15 protein-coding genes are annotated in these 17,828 nt (G+C 43.5%); 10 read left to right on the top strand and 5 right to left on the bottom strand.

The window, feature by feature from the left end; all coding sequences use genetic code 11:
- The first annotated feature begins 8 nt into the window (after positions 1-8).
- The 5 genes from argE to ACT3TH_RS03935 all read left to right on the top strand — a co-directional run bounded on the left by argE (position 9) and on the right by ACT3TH_RS03935 (position 5,597).
- Positions 9-1,241, top strand: a complete 1,233-nt coding sequence (gene argE / locus ACT3TH_RS03955) for an acetylornithine deacetylase (RefSeq protein ID WP_444754554.1) — start codon at positions 9-11, stop codon at positions 1,239-1,241.
- A gap of 190 nt (positions 1,242-1,431) precedes the next feature.
- Positions 1,432-2,145 carry a LysE family translocator gene (locus ACT3TH_RS03950; RefSeq protein ID WP_444754553.1) on the top strand — a complete coding sequence of 238 codons (714 nt, stop codon included), beginning with the start codon at positions 1,432-1,434 and terminating at the stop codon, positions 2,143-2,145.
- Between the two features lie 775 nt (positions 2,146-2,920).
- On the top strand, positions 2,921-4,135 hold the full coding sequence (locus ACT3TH_RS03945) for an RtcB family protein (protein WP_444754552.1): 1,215 nt from the start codon (positions 2,921-2,923) through the stop codon (positions 4,133-4,135).
- A 132-nt stretch (positions 4,136-4,267) separates the two neighbouring features.
- Positions 4,268-4,504: a hypothetical protein gene (locus ACT3TH_RS03940; RefSeq protein WP_444754551.1), complete on the top strand. Its 237-nt coding sequence runs from the start codon at positions 4,268-4,270 to the stop codon at positions 4,502-4,504.
- 253 nt (positions 4,505-4,757) lie between these two features.
- Positions 4,758-5,597 (top strand): SDR family oxidoreductase, encoded by an 840-nt coding sequence (locus ACT3TH_RS03935; RefSeq protein WP_444754550.1) that lies wholly within the window; start codon positions 4,758-4,760, stop codon positions 5,595-5,597.
- A gap of 70 nt (positions 5,598-5,667) precedes the next feature.
- Here ACT3TH_RS03935 and miaB read toward each other — a convergent pair whose 3' ends face one another.
- Positions 5,668-7,161 (bottom strand): tRNA (N6-isopentenyl adenosine(37)-C2)-methylthiotransferase MiaB, encoded by a 1,494-nt coding sequence (gene miaB, locus ACT3TH_RS03930; RefSeq protein ID WP_444754549.1) that lies wholly within the window; start codon positions 7,159-7,161, stop codon positions 5,668-5,670.
- Between the two features lie 346 nt (positions 7,162-7,507).
- Between miaB and ACT3TH_RS03925 the strand changes: the two genes are divergently transcribed.
- From ACT3TH_RS03925 to ACT3TH_RS03910, 4 genes are all read left to right on the top strand, one after another.
- Positions 7,508-9,646, top strand: a complete 2,139-nt coding sequence (locus ACT3TH_RS03925) for a transglycosylase SLT domain-containing protein (RefSeq protein ID WP_444754548.1) — start codon at positions 7,508-7,510, stop codon at positions 9,644-9,646.
- Positions 9,647-10,184: 538 nt separating this feature from the next.
- Positions 10,185-10,844, top strand: a complete 660-nt coding sequence (locus ACT3TH_RS03920) for a ribonuclease T2 (RefSeq protein ID WP_444754547.1) — start codon at positions 10,185-10,187, stop codon at positions 10,842-10,844.
- Between the two features lie 353 nt (positions 10,845-11,197).
- A complete protein-coding gene (locus ACT3TH_RS03915; protein WP_444754546.1) occupies positions 11,198-12,187 on the top strand; it encodes a malate dehydrogenase in 990 nt (329 codons plus the stop codon).
- 241 nt (positions 12,188-12,428) lie between these two features.
- The gene (locus ACT3TH_RS03910; protein WP_444754545.1) at positions 12,429-12,674 is read left to right on the top strand and encodes a DUF2789 domain-containing protein; all 246 of its coding nucleotides are present in this window, start codon (positions 12,429-12,431) and stop codon (positions 12,672-12,674) included.
- Between the two features lie 118 nt (positions 12,675-12,792).
- On the opposite strand, the gene ribF is transcribed toward ACT3TH_RS03910, so the two are convergent.
- Entirely contained in the window at positions 12,793-13,836 is a 1,044-nt protein-coding gene (gene ribF, locus ACT3TH_RS03905; RefSeq protein WP_444754544.1) for a riboflavin biosynthesis protein RibF, read from the bottom strand.
- A gap of 253 nt (positions 13,837-14,089) precedes the next feature.
- Between ribF and ACT3TH_RS03900 the strand changes: the two genes are divergently transcribed.
- On the top strand, positions 14,090-14,713 hold the full coding sequence (locus tag ACT3TH_RS03900; RefSeq protein ID WP_444754543.1) for a GNAT family N-acetyltransferase: 624 nt from the start codon (positions 14,090-14,092) through the stop codon (positions 14,711-14,713).
- A 30-nt stretch (positions 14,714-14,743) separates the two neighbouring features.
- Here the strand turns inward: ACT3TH_RS03900 and ACT3TH_RS03895 are convergent, their stop codons facing one another.
- The 3 genes from ACT3TH_RS03895 to ampD all read right to left on the bottom strand — a co-directional run bounded on the left by ACT3TH_RS03895 (position 14,744) and on the right by ampD (position 17,747).
- Positions 14,744-15,346 carry a hypothetical protein gene (locus ACT3TH_RS03895; RefSeq protein ID WP_444754542.1) on the bottom strand — a complete coding sequence of 201 codons (603 nt, stop codon included), beginning with the start codon at positions 15,344-15,346 and terminating at the stop codon, positions 14,744-14,746.
- A 131-nt stretch (positions 15,347-15,477) separates the two neighbouring features.
- On the bottom strand, positions 15,478-17,028 hold the full coding sequence (gene murJ / locus ACT3TH_RS03890; protein WP_444754541.1) for a murein biosynthesis integral membrane protein MurJ: 1,551 nt from the start codon (positions 17,026-17,028) through the stop codon (positions 15,478-15,480).
- 128 nt (positions 17,029-17,156) lie between these two features.
- Positions 17,157-17,747 carry a 1,6-anhydro-N-acetylmuramyl-L-alanine amidase AmpD gene (ampD, locus tag ACT3TH_RS03885; RefSeq protein ID WP_444754540.1) on the bottom strand — a complete coding sequence of 197 codons (591 nt, stop codon included), beginning with the start codon at positions 17,745-17,747 and terminating at the stop codon, positions 17,157-17,159.
- Positions 17,748-17,828: the final 81 nt, after the last annotated feature.

Genomic DNA, 17,828 nt, shown 5'->3' with positions numbered 1-17,828 from the left:
GATGTTTTATGACTATAAAAAGTAGTGATGATGGCAGTCTAACCAAGTCTGATACGGTTTATCCTGCCCAAAGTATCGATTGGCTCACTCGTCTTATTGGCTTTGATACGGTCAGTCGCCATTCGAATCTCGCACTGATTGATGATGTAAAAGCGTACTGTGAGCAGTTAGGTCTCGCAGTGGATTTGACGTTTAATGATGCCAAAAACAAAGCCAATTTGTTTGTGACAGTACCAGCAGGACCGCAGGCCGATCAAGTCAACAACGGCCTTGTGCTATCAGGACACACAGATGTAGTGCCCGTTGATGGTCAAGATTGGACCTCAGATCCATTTACCGCAACGATCCATGGCGACAAGCTATATGGACGCGGCGCTTGCGATATGAAAGGCTTTATCGCTTGTGCATTGACACTTCTACCGCAGGCGGTACTATTATCAAACCAAGGCCAGTTACGTCGCCCGCTACATTTGGCACTATCATTTGATGAAGAGGTTGGCTGCTTAGGTGCGCCATTGATATTAGCAGACCTAAAAGCACGCGGTATCACGCCTGATTATTGCATTGTTGGCGAGCCGACCAATATGGCGATGGTGGTTGCGCATAAAGGCATTGCGGTCTATCGATGCCGCGTCCACGGTAAGTCTGCGCATTCATCCCTCACAGCGCAAGGTGTTAACGCCATTAGCTATGCTAGCCGTTTGATCGGTTATGTCGATAGCTTGGCAGAAGAGATAAGCGGTCGCGATGATAACGATGCCTTGTTTGACGTACCTTATTCAACCTTATCTGTTGGCACTATACAGGGCGGTACAGCGACCAATATTGTGCCAAACCTGTGTGAGTTTACCTTTGATTATCGTAACTTACCGCATATGACGCAAGAAGATGTCCTTGTGCCAATTCAAGCGAAGGTTGCAGAGCTAAATGGTCAAATGCAGGCGCGCGCACCAGAGACGGGTATTGAGCTGATGCAGGAAGAAAGCGTACCTGCGATGACTGATAATGACAGCGCCGAGCTACAAGCGCTCATAGCTGCACTAACAGGCGATGATGAACGTCATAAAGTGGCTTATGCGACCGAAGGTGGTCAGTTTACCAATGCGGGTATTCCCACGATTATCTGTGGCCCTGGCAGTATTGAGCAGGCTCACAAAGCGGATGAATATGTCGCGCTTAGCGAGATTGAACGCTGCGATGGATTTTTACAGAAGCTGTTAAAAAGCTGTGCGGTCAAATAGTTTTTATAAGAACTAGACGTTTGTTCTTAATATGAGTTAATATAAAACACACCGTCTGAATGACGGTGTGTTTTTTTATTGTATGGGGCAATCTCTTTATAAACTACCCATTCTGCCTTCAATTCTACTCCATATTTTAGATTAAAGTGCTCAAGTATAGGTATTTACCTCATGACATAGGGGCGATACAATGTCTATTCAGCTTTTTATGGTATATTTTGCAAGTGTTTTTTTAATCTCAGCCACTCCTGGTCCAAATATGCTATTGGCCTTTCAGTACGGGCTTAATTACGGCGTTAAACGTACTTTATGGGCACTAGCAGGACTGAGCTTAGGACTATTTATACTGCTGTTATCGACATTGCTTGGTATTGATGTTATCAGTCGCGAATCACCTTGGTTGCTTGAGATTGTCAAGGCTGTTGGTGCGTCTTACTTGGTTTACTTGGGTGTGACTACGTGGCGTGATGCTGATAACAATAGCAGCTTGATGCAAGATGCTAAAGAAGTGAGCGCCGCAGCTGAAGCCTTGGATCGCAGCTATCCAGATGCACGCTCATTATCGAGTGCGGCAGTCAGTATAGCGCCAAGTAATATCAAGTTATTTCGCGCTGGTGTTTGGGTATCTTTATCGAACCCCAAAGCGATTTTATTTTTTGCTGCTTTCTTTCCTAAATTCATTAATTTTAGTGCGCCGCTATGGCCACAATATATCTTGTTGACGGTTGGTCTATTCATGAGTGAGACGATTTGGCAAATGATATACATGATTGGTGGCAAAAAATTAGCAGGCTGGCTAGAAGTAGGGCATCGCTTGGCATGGCTAAATCGTATTTGCGGTGTCATATTTATAGTAATTGCGGCCGCTTTATTGACTGACGTCATAAAAGGTTTTATGGCATAAGCTATTTTCGGTTATTATCCAAAAAAACTGCTTTTTTAAATGGTTGTTTATAAAATATATTGTTTTGGATTAAGTTAAAATAAATAGTTGACATTAATTTTTAAATCTTTATTATAAGCGCATCGATTTATAAATTTCTTATATTATATAAATCACTCTCATTCATTCGCTATTGTCGCCCTGACATTGGCCACAACCTACGGAGGAATCATCATGTCCTATAGAAATCTCAAGACGTTTTTAAAGCTTGAATGTATGAACAGCATGACAGCAGTGACGACTTCGAAAAGGTTTGGCTGAATTTATATATCAGCTATCCGTTGATATCCTATTTACTAGGATAGATTTTATTAGTATCAACGGATAGCTTTGTATCTACTCGCTTTATTCCCCTTTTAAGTCTTGTTATGTCCAGAATAGCTGTGCGACTGTGCTAAGCCATTTTGCACTTGTTTCTGTCTGTTTATCTACCATTCTATTTTATCGTCATTACCAATAGGGTTGCTTACGCAATCGTCTAGTGGATGCTTCTCTGTGTGCATATTATTTGTGCCCAGGCTTTGGTACGGTAAAATTCTTTTTAAAAACGTCCATAATAAAACGACCATTATTTCTATTGATTTATCATTAATAGAATAGCGTATTTTATTACCTAAAATTTATAGTTTACTTTCTTATTAAACGCATCGTTTAATTGAGATAGATAAGTAATGTCTAAAAGTTATGATAAAAATATGCTGAATGGTTTAAAAATAAAAAATGGAATTTATAAATAATGAGTATTCAATTAGTATTAAATAAAAACAGTAAACATGGCGTACCAGTCAAAGTTTACACCTCTGATATTGAGCAAGGTGCGATTCAGCAACTACGCAATATGGCGCAGTTGGAATTTGTCCATTCGCATATTGCGGTCATGCCCGATGTGCATGTTGGCAAAGGCGCGACCGTCGGTAGCGTGATTCCGACCAAGTCTGCCATTATTCCTGCGGCAGTCGGTGTCGATATTGGCTGCGGTATGAATGCAGTGCGCCTATCTCTGACGGCAAGTGATTTGCCTGATAATTTAAAATCATTACGCTTGATAGTGGAGCAGCAAGTGCCGGTCGGCTTTAATATGCATAAGCAAATCCAAGCCAAAAACTCAACACTTGACCCATTAGGCAAACGCCTAAAACCAATTACTGATAAGCATCCGGGTTTACTTAAAATGTTAAAAGGTTTTGAGCGTACTTGGGCGAAACAGTTAGGAACACTGGGCGGTGGCAATCACTTTATTGAGCTGTGCTTGGACGAAAACAAAGATGTCTGGGTGATGCTGCATTCTGGCAGTCGGGGCATCGGTAATTGTATCGGTCAATATTTTATTAATCTTGCCAAAAAAGAGCGCCAATCACGCTTTGGTCATGTGCCAGATCGAGATTTGTCTTACTTTGCCGAAGGGTCTAATAGCTTTGCTGATTATGTTGAAGCGGTTAGCTGGGCACAGGATTACGCGCTAGAAAATCGCCGTGAAATGATGCGTCTAGTCATCAAAGCAATGCAGTCTCCACAAGCAGGATTACCACGATTTGCCCTTACCAAAGAGGCCATCAATTGCCACCATAACTATGTCAATGAAGAGGTACATTTTGGCGAAAATGTCTATGTGACACGTAAAGGCGCGATCAGTGCTTACGCAGGGGAGTTGGGCATTATTCCCGGCTCTATGGGCGCAAAATCGTTTATTGTCCGTGGTCTGGGGAACGAAGAGTCGTTTTGTTCATGCTCACATGGGGCAGGGCGACAGATGAGCCGAGGTAAAGCCGTGCGAGCGTTCACCATTGATGAGCTAAAGGCGCAAACCGATGGCGTCGAATGTCGCAAAGACAAAGGCGTCATCGATGAGATACCGGGCGCGTATAAAGACATTGATGAAGTGATGGCCAATCAAGCGGACTTGGTCGAGGTGGTGCATACGTTGAAGCAAGTCATGTGTATTAAAGGTTAATACTAAGCCTGCAAATCCTCTTAGCTTCGTCAAACTTGCTTAATGTACTGGATGTACAATTTGCACTCGTTTTCCTTGCTAAGATGATTTTCGGAATTGGTATCTAAAAAGAATTAGAAAATAGGTAACAATATGAGCTTAAAAGACACTCTAAAAAAAGCCAAACAAATTGAGCGACAGCTAGAACAGCAAGATGCGACAAATGCACAGCACTCGCTAGGTGCCGTGAAGCCGCGTAATTATTTGGCGCTTGATCCACTACTTAGAAAAGGTGGCATTCACGAAAAAGAAGACATTGATATCGTTCGAAAAAAACGCCGCCGCGAAACCAAACAGCAATTACGGCAGACGGACTGGTTGGCAAAATAGGAGCAAGAAAAATTTTATGAGTCACGCATTATGATGTTATTTATTCACTTTAAGAAGAGTACGGTTCTACCATAGTAAGACTATTATAAAAAAGAGTTAGCGTGGCTGGGGTAAATTTTTTGCCGCCTCTGTCAGCGTAGACACAGTAAGCAAGAAAAATTTGTACCAGTCACGCGTTTAAACTCATATAACCGTTTTATTTTTAGCTGACGTTATTTACGATCAAGATTGAACGAATATAAAGGAGGGTTTTATGAGACTAATTAATAAAGTTGCATTGGTGACGGGTTCTGCCCAAGGCATTGGTAAAGCGATTGCTGAGCTTTTTGTCAAAGAAGGGGCAACCGTCATATTCAGTGATATCAATGATGATAAAGGACAGCGTGCTTGTCATGATATTAATATAAAGCGTCAACAATGGAGCGAGTCAAAACCAGCAGAATATATTCATATGGATGTCTCAAATGAAAGCGATTGGCAAAAAGCTGAGCAGTACATTCAACAAAATTACCAAGGATTAGATATTGTCGTAAACAATGCGGGTATTACTGGATTTTTAGAGACGACAGGTGCTCATGACCCTGAATACTTGAATATGGAAAGTTGGCATAAGGTACATCAAGTCAATCTAGATGGCGTGGCGCTAGGGTGTAAGACGGCAATCGCGTTGATGAAAAATCGTCCAACCGATAAAAACAGTAATTCAAGTATCATTAATATATCCTCGCGTTCAGGTATGGTCGGTATTCCTTTAGCAGCAGCTTATGCCTCAAGTAAGGCTGGGGTCAGGAATCATAGCAAATCCGTCGCCTTATACTGTGCGCAAAACGGCTATGATATTCGCTGTAACTCCATTCACCCAGCTGCTATTTATACGCCGATGTGGGATGCGATGTTAGGAGAAGGCAGTGCGCGTGAAGAAGCGATCAAAGCAATTAGCAAGGACATCCCGCTTGGTTACATGGGCGATGTCATGGACGTGGCTTACGCGGCACTCTATTTGGCAAGCGATGAATCAAAGTACGTGACAGGTACTGAGCTGACGATTGATGGCGGTATTTTGGCAGGGAGTACGGCTGCCCCTAGTTCTTAGACAAAAAAAGGCCACTCACTATAATAGCGAGCGGCCTTTTCTTATTTACTCAGAATTATGGTGTAAAATTTTAAGCAAGTACTTCGATTAGCTCACCTTTTACCATATGCGGGCTGACAAAGTCAGTAATGCGCACGCTGGCAATTTTACCGAGCAATTCATTCATTTTGTCTTCATCGTAAGGGAACATCACGGTACGCGTGTTGTCCGCCGTACCGATTAAACAATCAGGATGACGGTTGGCGATTTGTTCAACCAACACGCGCGTGGTCGTACCAACCATTTCATGCGTTTTAGCCAATGTCGAATCAATGATGACTTTTTGGAACTCTGCCAAACGGGCTTTTTTAGTCGTGAAACTGACATCGTCTGGCAACTCTGCCGCTGGTGTGCCCGGACGTTTAGAATAAATAAAGCTATAAGAGTGATCGAAGTTCAGCTCTTTTGCCAAGTTCAAGGTGTCTTGGAAGTCTTGATCTGTCTCACCTGGGAAGCCGATGATAAAGTCACTAGATAAGTGAATATCAGGGCGAATGGCTTTTAGTTTATTAATCTGGTCAATATAAACGTCGATGGTGTGATTGCGCTTCATAGCAGCAAGAATAGCGTTTGAGCCACTTTGTACAGGCAGATGCAAATGTGATACCAGCTCTGGCAATTGTGCATAAGCGTCAATGATATCATCGGTAAATTCTAGCGGATGGCTCGTCGTATAACGAATACGCTCGACGCCATCGACGTGTGAGACATAATGCAATAGCTCAGCGAAGCGGCAAATACTGCCATCGTCTTTTTCGCCGCGATAACCATTGACGTTTTGACCCAATAAGTTAATTTCACGAACGCCTTGCGCCGCCAGACTGTCAATCTCAGCCAGTACATCATCAAGAGGACGCGACAATTCTTCACCGCGCGTATAAGGCACCACGCAAAATGAGCAATATTTTGAGCAGCCTTCCATGATAGAGACAAATGCTTTGAAGCCTTCGACTCTTGGTTCTGGTAGGAAGTCAAACTTTTCAATGCTTGGGAACGACACATCAATAGTACCAATGCGATTCTTAGGTGAGATGGCGCGCTGCTCATTTGATTGATCATACAATTCTGGCAGGCGATGCAAAGTTTGCGGACCAAACACCATATCAACATAAGGGGCGCGCTTTTGGATGTTATCACCTTCTTGTGAGGCCACGCAGCCACCCACGCCAATGACAAGATCTGGACGTTTTTCTTTTAACTTGCGCCAGCGTCCCAATTCTGAAAAGACCTTTTCTTGTGCTTTTTCACGAATAGAGCAGGTATTCATCAGTAGCACATCGGCTTCGTCGATATCGTGTGTCACTTCCATACCGTGTGAATCACCCAGCACATCAAGCATTTTGCCAGAGTCATAGACATTCATCTGACAGCCTTGGGTCGTGACAAAGACCTTTTTGGTAGCTGCTTTTTGGGCGGGCGATTGGGCTGAACTTGTTTCTCTGAGTGCAGTAACAGCAGGCGCGGTCGCAGTTGTTTTAGCACCAGCAGCATCATTAATGCGGGGATTAAATACAGTAACACTCATAAGCAAAAGTCCATGATTGACTAAAATATAGCGGGGTAGCCGATTAACAGGTGGCGTATTTTATCACAACCTACTACCAATGTGAAAAATTAGCGTGAGCGATTGGCAGTCGTGAGGAGAGATTATTTATAACAGTATCAATTATTTACTGTTATGAGTAGACCTTTCAGTAGAAACCGCTACTTACTATCACTTCTATGTTACACCGTGCTATCGTATTTATTAACAAAAGGTAAAGGTGATGGTTGAAAGTGCAACGAGTATAGTATGATGAATGGCATCACCCAAGCGGTACTAGGCCGATCGCTGTTCACACATTTGTAGACATATAATAAAGAGAGTCAGTATGACAAAATCGCGCGTTGCTCAGAGCATCAGGGATAGAGAATCTACCAGCCAAAACGATTATTTAAAATGCCTCAAATTCAGTACGCTACGAGTGAGCGCGCTTAGTGTGGCGACGGCAGTAAGTATGCTAGGGTTGTCACAAGTAGCTTGTGCCGAGTTGACATGGGGTGACAGTGAGAGCTACCAATCAGAGAACAGCAGCCAGCAAAACAGTGGATATCAACAAGATACGAGCGTGAACTCATTTACGGCGGCGGCTATTGCGGCAGATCGTGGTGATGTTAATGCGCTTTATAACTATGAGCAGTCAATGAGTGGCGGTCTGTTTGCGATGTATCCGACTTATTGGCGGATGAATCAAGATCTCAATTCACAAAGCACAGCGGCCATATCACAGTTTGTGCGTCAATATCCAAATACACTCATGGCAGAAAAACTGGTTACTGACTTTGCTGAGACCAAAGCGGCCACCAATGACTATGCATCTGTACGCCAAGTTGCCAATCTGATCACCAATCCTGATGCCACTGAGCGCTGTGCGATTGCGCTTGGGTTTAATAACGGCGGTGATACCATGCGTGCCATGGCAGCGAAGTCTGAGGTTTGGTTGACGACACTTAAGCAGCCAGCCTTATGTGATCAGTTGGCTATGGAGATGAACAACAACCCGCTTATTAGCAATCAAGATCGCGCATCTCGTCTCAAACGCATGTTACGTATTGGCAAAACGGGTGACATTATGGCGCTGTCATCACGCCTTGGTACACCGATTGCTTATTCTGCATTGAGTGAGATTCAGCTGAGTCCTTCTGCATACTTTACGCGTTTTAGTCGAGAGCCTGCCAGTCAAACCAACCAATATTTGTATCTGTATGCGCTAGGCCGTGTGGCTGATAAGTCTTATCGTGAGGCCGCATTGCAGTTAGATTTTGATATTAAGCAAGACAACCAGCGTTCAGCCAAGCTATTGAATGATGAGACGCGCCGCTATGCTCATCGCATCATTGGCGTGAAGCGTATGAACCACAATACTGATGATGGCTTTAATGCTGAAGCAGTTGACTGGTTCCGCAACAGCTTAGATGATGATTTTAACTTTGAAGAAGCAGAAGACTATGCCATGGCGGCGATTCGTTTTGGGCGCTGGGATGATGTGGTCGAAGCCATCTCAAAAATGGATCCTGAAACCCAAAAAGAGAAACAGTGGCAATATTGGTTGGCGCGTGCTTATGAGCAATCAAGCGACAATAATAAGCGCAATACTGCCAAGAAAATGTATCAGAACTTGGCGAAAAGCAACGAATATTATGGTCTAATGGCAAAAGATAAGGTTGGCCAGCGTTTTGATGCTAGCCGTTTAGGGGGCAGTAATTTACCGAATGTCAGTCCAGCTGATCGCGCTCGTGTGATGCAAGACCAACATTTTGCCCGGGCTTTTGCCCTATATAATGCTGACGCCAGCCGTGCCTATGCCAACCGCGAGTGGAACTGGGCGGTGAAGCAGGCGCGCGACAAGCGTGATGACAACTTAATCGTTGCTGCTGCTCGTCAAGCGCATGATATGGGCTGGCTCGACCGTGCCATTTATGCGATTGATAATACTGATAGAGTTGACAGCTTAGCGCTTTCGCACCCGATGCCGCATCAAGATGCTGTTGTACGCTATAGTCAGTCTGCGGGCATTGACCCTGCATGGGCGTACGGCATTATGCGCCAAGAGAGTCGTTTTGTGACGGCCGCGCGCTCAAACGTCGGTGCCAGTGGTCTGATGCAAGTTATGCCTGATACGGCAAAATACATTGCTCGCAATTTAGGCGAGACCTATAGTGCCAGCCGAGCCAATAGTGGTGATACCAATATCCGCTATGGTACTTGGTACATGGGCGATATTTTGGGTAAGCTCAATCAACAACCAGTATTGGCAACAGCAGGCTACAATGCAGGGCCTAACAATGCCAAACGTTGGCAGCCCGTTTATGGGTCGTTAGCAGCAGATCAGTATGTTGAGTCTATTGCTTTCCCTGAAACGCGTAATTACGTAAAACACGTGATGGAAAATGCTACTATTTATAGTAGTCTATTGGGACGTGGTCAACCAATTAGTCAGCGCATGGGTACGATACCTGCTGGGCTTTAAAATAGTTGTATGTAAGTCAAATAAACCCTTAACGAGCATTCGTTGATGGTTTATTTTTATAGGCTAGTTTTTACTGGTTTAAATAAAGACAGCGTTGTTCTGACAACTATTCACCTTATTGGCTATTACGACTTGATTTAATTAGAGCTTTTCAATAATTTCGCGATGTTTTTTTCGTACCTTTTGCAATATTTGGTAGACGTTTACGTTTCTGCTATAGATTAAAAAAAACGGTTTGCTACCATTGCACCAATTAGTGCCTACAAAATAGGCAACCATATTTTTTGTTAGCTCTATTCTTGGGTTTTTATACGTTGATTTTAAAACGTTAGGATCTGAGTGATAGTCCATGTCTTATCATTGCTAGATGCCTTCCGCCCTTATGATCAAAAAATATTTCAATCTGTCTTTATTATCAAAAATTGGTCCTCTTTCACCCAATCATATACAGATGCGTTTGCCCAAAAGCTTGCTGCCAAATATATCCCAATTGACAACCTATTCGACCACGAAATGTTTCGGTCAGGGTCGTATAAGTTTGATAGAGAAAAAGGTGTTTGGTAAAGTCAATACTACGATAAGTATTGGTGCGTTTCTGATATTGCAAGGCATTATATTGATGCCAGCACAGGCTGCCAACGCGACCAAAGCAGGACAGCGTGTTTTGATGATTGAAATGACGCCAGCGTTGTGTGGTCTTCAGCCTACGCGTGCCCGTATGCGCCAGTGCCTAGAAGGGTATTCATTAACTGTATCCGGCTTAGATATGGGATACGGAGAGCGTTGTGGCCGTGGAAGTGAACCCCGTTTGACGCCGCTACAATTGAAAGTCGTTAATCGCGTTATGCCAGATACCACTGTGCGTAGCCAAGTCTGGCAGCGTTATGGGGTATGTAGTCCACTCAGTGCCAGCAATTACTTTCGTCAGATTACCAACTACGCAGGTGCGTTAAAACTACCAGCTGAGTTAAATACAGGTAATAGTTACACGGTTTCTAAATCACGTTTTGTCAGTCAAATGACTCGTCTTAATAGTGGTATGACGCCTGCTAGTATCGATTTAATCTGCCAAGCAGGCAGTCGCCGTCAGATGACGTTGACTGATATTCATGTTTGCTACGAAGGAAGTGGCTTTGGTACGTGTCACAGTGTGGTAGACAACTGCGGCAGTAAGTTTGTCATTTCAGGTGGTAAATAACGTTTTAAGAATGTCTTTCTCATACTTTAAATCCTTCTTTTATTGTTTTTCTCAATTATTTTTCTGATGTTCCTTGTGATATTTTTGATTGCTTTATCAAGAAGCATAGCGCCTAAAAACGCTATGTTCAGCTCTCTTTTATGTGTCTGAAAAGCTAACCTCTTGATTGGTCTACAATTCCTCCCGTATAAAATGTAACAATATAATCATCAGCGTGCGCCCCACAGCGTCTAGACGGTTAATAGGATGAGGTGCTACACTAGCTCTCGGTTTATGGCTGCTACCATGCAGCGAACCACTCGATATCCAAAACGATCATCGTGAATTATATAATCATAATTAGGGAGTATTCCATGTCAATGAAACAGCCTTTACGTGTTGCCGTCACTGGTGCCGCTGGTAATATCAGCTACGCGATGCTATTTCGTATTGCTTCTGGCGAGATGCTAGGTAAAGATCAGCCAGTTATTTTGCAATTGCTTGAAATCACACCAGCTCTTGACGCCCTAAAGGGTGTGGTTATGGAATTAGAAGACTGTGCATTCCCATTATTGGCGGGCGTTGTCCAAACTGATGATGCTAATGTTGCATTCAAAGATATCGATTATGCTTTGCTGGTTGGCGCACGTCCTCGTGGCCCAGGTATGGAGCGTAAAGATCTACTAGAAGCCAACGCTGCTATTTTCTCAGCACAAGGTAAAGCGTTGAACGACGTCGCAAGCCGTGACGTAAAAGTATTGGTCGTGGGCAACCCTGCCAACACCAACGCGCTTATCGCTCAGCGTAATGCACCAGATCTTGATCCGCGTAACTTCACAGCGATGACTCGCTTGGATCACAACCGTGCCATGGCACAGTTGGCTGATAAGACTGACAGCACTGTGAATGACGTCAAAAACATGACTATCTGGGGCAACCATTCATCAACTCAGTATCCAGACCTGACTGCTTGCACCGTAAACGGTAAGCCAGCACTAGATTTGGTTGATCGTGATTGGTACGAAAACACCTATATCCCAGAAGTACAACAGCGCGGTGCGGCAATCATCAAAGCTCGCGGTGCATCATCTGCTGCGTCAGCTGCCAATGCTGCCATTGCACACATGCGTACATGGGCACTAGGTACTGACGAGAATGACTGGGTATCAATGGGCGTTTACTCAAACGGCGAGTACGGTATTGCTGAAGGCTTAATCTACTCATTCCCTTGCACTTGTAGCAATGGTGACTGGTCTATCGTAGACGGCGTCGATGTGTCATCAGATTTCTCAAAAGAGAAAATGGCGGCCACTGAGCAAGAGCTTAGCGAAGAGCGTGATGCAGTAGCACACTTACTACCATAAGTCATTTGGTAATGCCTTATTTGCTAGCGTCTCAGTAATACAAAAAAGCCCTCTTAAATATGAGGGCTTTTTAGTATTTTTTGTATTTTTTTGAATTAACATAATTGGTTATTAGCTGTTAACACAATTGATAACGTTAGATTAACGTTGCTTAACAGCTTTTAAAAGAAAGCTTGCTACAATCAATAGGGTAGTCTCAATAATAAGCAAAATCAAATCTGCACCATCTAAGGAGAAGAGTATGTTGGGTGAACCTGAATATAATATGAATGAATTGTTTGCGCAGTTAGGTCTAGAAAGTTCTGATGAAGCGATTGATAAATTTATCGAAGAAAATCAGTTAGCAAAAGAAGAAAAATTGACAGAGGCGCATATTTGGACTGATAATCAACGCGCTTTTTTAAGAGAAGAATGGTATAAAGATGCAGCATGGGTAGAAATCATTGATGAATTAAACGTGCGCTTACATCCGCATTATGATGCTTAAAAAGCAAGTCAGTAATGATCAATAACTGCTGGTAAATGAACAATATAAAACCCACAATCTAAAAAGCTTGTGGGTTTTTTCTGTTTAAACTTATTGTCTTATAAGGCAGATTTATTATTTAATCTGCTTTTTGCTGTGACCGCCATTTGATCAGCTCTGCCACATCTTGATGAATACCCGCTTTAAGTGCCTCTAGGCCATCATAGCGTCGTTCGCCATGTAAATAATGCAAAAATCGCACTTGCAACGTCAGTCCATATAAATCCGCTTGCAATTCTGGGAAGTGGACTTCTAGGCGCCAACTATGCGCTTTATCCACAGAAGGTCTGGTACCAATGTTGGCAGTCCCAAATAAACTGTCTGGACGTAGCCCTGTGATACCTGTTTTTCCAGAATCTGCTCGAGCAACCAAGCCATTAGGAATCACTCTTCCTTCATCATCGAGGCAAACGACATCTACCGCAAAGATACCGTGTAAGGCAGGCTTTAGACGATTCAATTCGATATTGGCGGTGGGGAAGTTCATCGTACGACCAATTCTATCTCCACCAACGACCAACCCTGTAATTGCGTATTCGCGGCCAAGTAAGGTGTTAGCGGCGTCTATGTTACCCGCCAACAATAAATCACGAATGCGAGTAGAGCTGATACGCCCAGCATTGTCACTGACATCTGTGACAGTATGCAAATTGGTCACCTGCAAGCCGTAATCACGCAAAAATTGACTATCGCCTGTCCGATCATGACCGAAGCGGAAGTCATCACCCAATACCAAGGCTTTAACGTTTAAGCGCAAGGCTAGAATGTCAGCAAATGACTGTGCTGATAGCGAGCGAAAGTCCGTATCAAAACCCGCTACAATCAAAGTCTCTACCCCATATTCTGCCAGTAGTGCTTGCTTTTCTGCAAAATTGGTTAAGCGAGCAGGTGCTTTGTCTGGGGCAAAAAATTCACGAGGTTGTGGCTCAAATATCATGACTGCTGCGCCAAGATTTTGTGCGTGCCCAATCTTACGGACTTGGTTTAGCATCGCTTGATGACCAAGATGGACGCCGTCGAAGTTGCCGATAGTGAGCACACAAGGCGCAAGGTCTACTGGGCAAGTATTTGCAAAAAAATCGCTTGGCGATGCAATCAGTTGCTCAAGAAAATAGGTGTTCATAAATTTTCAGCTATGACAGATAAGACCAGATAAAAAAAGAAAAACACAATCATACTAAGCATTGATGTGTCTAAAACCAGCCATTATAAAGTAAAATGACCATACTAACATCTTATAGTCTGCTCATCAGACAAGTATGACGATATGAGTTTCACTGTCTTAAAATACTGTGATTCACATATAATCACTGTGATGCGACATGAACTGTAATTAACAAATTATTATAAATCATGCTACTAACTCTGGAGGCTTTATGGCCGATGTTGCTTTGAGTGCTACACCATCTAAATTGTCAATCGATAACCCCAATGATCCGTTTGTTGTACAGCGTGCTAGTAAAGATGACTTACCCGAAATTTTGGCCATTTATAACCAAAGTATTGCAGGTAAACAAGCCACCGCCAATCTTGCGCCAGTGACTTGTGAAGAACGTATGGATTGGTTTGAAGAGCATATAAACAGTCCAACGCGTCCTATTTATATTGTCAGAGCTGCGATAAAAAGCGTTGATAATATAGAACAAGAAACATTGTCACCCATTGTCGCATGGGGCAGTTTTAGCGATTTGTATGCTCGCACGGCTTATCATATCAGCACTGAAATCAGTATTTACTTGCATAAAGCCAATCATAGTCAAGGGCTTGGTAGTGCATTGACGCATTGGATGCTCACTCAAGCACCAAGCCTTGGGATTCACAACGTCGTTGCGCTCATCTTTGCCCACAATCACCCAAGTTTGGGCTTATTCCGTAAGCTCGGTTTCGAGCAATGGGGATATATGCCCAAGGTTTGCGATATGGATGGTTTTATCGCTGATGTGGTCATGCTTGGCAAGGCTGTAACGCCAAACAATACGACAGTATCTGACAGTAATTAAAGCAATCTCAGATAAGAATGGTAAGCAACCTTAACCCAAAATTTTCCACTGACCTGCTATCTTTTGTAGCTCATAAGTCAAAGGGGCAGGATCGCTTTGTCCTTTTAGCATCAACTCACCTATGATAGTAGCTCGGGTTTGATCTTCATTATATTTGGTATCAGTGATGGTGACCCCGTCAACCGTTTGCTGAAAAGCGGATTGAGTTTTGGCAAGTTCCTGCTCGAAGTTGGCCATATCGACTTGATAATAGGTTGCTGCTTGTTTTACATCACCATAATATAAGCTGTCTAAAGCTTGCTTGATGGTATCTTCAGGCGTGCCAGATTGAGTTTGGTTGGTCACTAAACTGGGTTGTTCGGTAGCGGCGGCTGAATTATTATTGCTAGCTGTGGCGGCTTCATCTTCAGGGCGGACTACAGTTTGTGCATCTGCATTATTGGTATCAATTGCTGGCGTTTGAGCGGTTGACTCATTGTCTGATGTTTCCACAAAGGCAGCTGTGTCTTCAGTAGCGCTACTCGTTTCTGTATTGTCACTATTGCTACAACCACTTAATAGTAGGGCTGTGGTCAACAGACCAGCTGCACATATCATCGGTAAGCGTTGCAGCGTGAGTGGCTTAATTGTCATATCGAACCTCAAAATTTGATTATTCATTGATGTTCGATTATGACAATTATTGACCTTATAAGTTGTCAATTCTCATATTAAGCTTGTTCTGGTTTGGTAAGCCAAGCTTTGTTTAATCTACTTACGCAGTTTTACCCATGCTTAAGCTGGCGAGGCCGGAAGCCAGTTGCCAATAACACAACACCATAAACCAAGGCGCCTACGGCACACATGATGAGTAGAGCGACTATACGTCGCCACTGTGCATCATCGGTTGGGAAATAGGGCAGCATGACATAAAGCACGCCGATCATCGCTGCGGTTGAAATTACAAACTGGGCAAACAGCTTTTTCCAATGACTGCCAAAGCGAAAGATTTCACGCTTATGTAAAAAATAATACAACAGTCCTGCGTTCACAAAAGCTGCCCCTGTAGTCGCCAATGCCAAGCCGCCATGCAGCGGCATTTCTAAGAAGTAAAATATACCAATAAAAATGACACTAAAAATCATGTTGGCAAAAACGGAGATGATACCGATTTTCACAGGCGTTCTGGTATCTTGACGCGCAAAAAAGGCGGGCGCAAAGATTTTTATCAGCATAAATCCTAAAATACCACCTGCCATGCTACGTAATGCCAGCGAACTCATTTGTGCATCGCGTAAAGTAAATTCACCTCGCAAAAACAGAGCTTGCATCAGAACATCTGACAATATGAATAGGGCAGCCGAGGCCGGAACGCCTACTAAGATAATTAAGCGCGCCGCCCAATCAATGGTTTTTTTGAAGTTAATATCGTCTTTTTGCGCTTCACTTTTTGACAAACTCGGTAAAATAACCGTACCAATGGCTACGCCAATCAACCCTAATGGCAGCTCGCTCATACGCTCAGCGGCATATAGCCAAGAAACTGAACCGCCAATCATCAAAGACGCAAAAATCGTATTCAGTAATAAATTGATTTGAGTGACAGACACGCCAAATATAGCAGGAAGCATAAGTTTCAAAATACGGCGCACGCCTTCATGCTGAAAATCAACCTTTGGTGCAACCAGTAGCTTTTGTTGCCAAAGCTGCGGCAACTGTATCAATAGCTGTAGCAAACCGGCGATAGCGACTGAATAACCGAGGGCCATAATAGGTACGTCAAACATCGGGGCAAAAATCAGTGCACCGCCAATCATGCATAAGTTCAATAGTACGGGTGCAAACGCAGGCGCGGCAAAACGTCCATAGCTTTGTAGAATACCACTCGCAAAGGCGGTCATCGAAATGAATAACAAATAAGGAAAAGTCAAACGCAGCAATTCAGCCGTGATGGCAAACTTACCTGGTTGATCGGCAAAGCCTGGCGCAAACAGGGTCACTACCCAAGGCGCGATTAAAATAACCACCACTGTGAGCATAGAGAGAATCAGCAGCAATGCTCCTGATGTACGACTGACTAAAATCTGTACTTGCTGTAAGCTATACTTTTCTTTGTATTCGGAAAGTACAGGCACGAAGGCTTGGCTAAACGCACCTTCTGCAAACAGACGTCGCAAAAAGTTGGGTATTTTGAAGGCGACCAAAAAGGCATCCATCAGACCACCAGCGCCAAAAACACCTAACAATACAACATCGCGTACCAGACCTAAGATACGAGACAACATGGTCATACTGCTGACCACCATGGTTGAACGAAATAACCGACTTTTTGCCATGAGAACCTATTTTGCTTACTAATGGTTGTTTGCTGATTGACTGGTGTCGAAAAACTGACGAATTATAGCACTTTCATGGCGGAGATAAATGAATTGGGTATGGAAATGATAGGCGCAAATAGTAAGTGCTATTGATCCGATTTTTTGGCGACCAGCTCACGTAATTTTGTCCACTCGAAGTAATCGCCGGGGTCTGTTTTGCGGCCCGGAGCAATATCACTATGACCAGTCAGATGGCGCTGCGTTTTGGGATAAGCGTCATATATAGCGTTGATAACTTGTGCAAGTGTTTCATATTGCTCGTCAGTAAAGGACACAAAATCTGACCCTTCAAGTTCGATACCAATGCTATAATTATTACATTCAGGCCGGCCAAGATAGCTAGATTTACCCGCATGCCACGCCCGTTCGTCAAAATTCACAAATTGAGTGATTGCCCCATCACGTTCGATAAACAAATGAGCTGAGACCTCTGCACCCTGAATGGTTTGAAAGTACGGATGTGCGTTCCAATCTAACTGATTGGTAAACAGGGCCTTAACATAGTGAATACCATCAGCACCACATGCGCCGAACTCATTGGGCGGTAAGCTGATGTTGTGAATAACGATGGTGTCAATGGTCGTATCTGCTGGTCGCGTATTGCAGTTGGGTGACGCAAGCCAGTTAGCCGTTGATAATCGACCAGCGACGATAGTCAGGGGTGATGCTTTGACCATAATATTCTCTTTTAACAGGTTATTAATAAGTACGCGACTAAAGCGTGTGTCTGACATTTTTTCATAAAACTATCGTAAATG

Source organism: Psychrobacter sp. AOP22-C1-C5 (assembly GCF_052378885.1).
Classification (GTDB): Bacteria; Pseudomonadota; Gammaproteobacteria; order Pseudomonadales; family Moraxellaceae; genus Psychrobacter.
The sequence above is the reverse complement of the archived record's forward strand: the minus strand, read 5'-3'. Positions and strand labels throughout refer to the sequence as shown.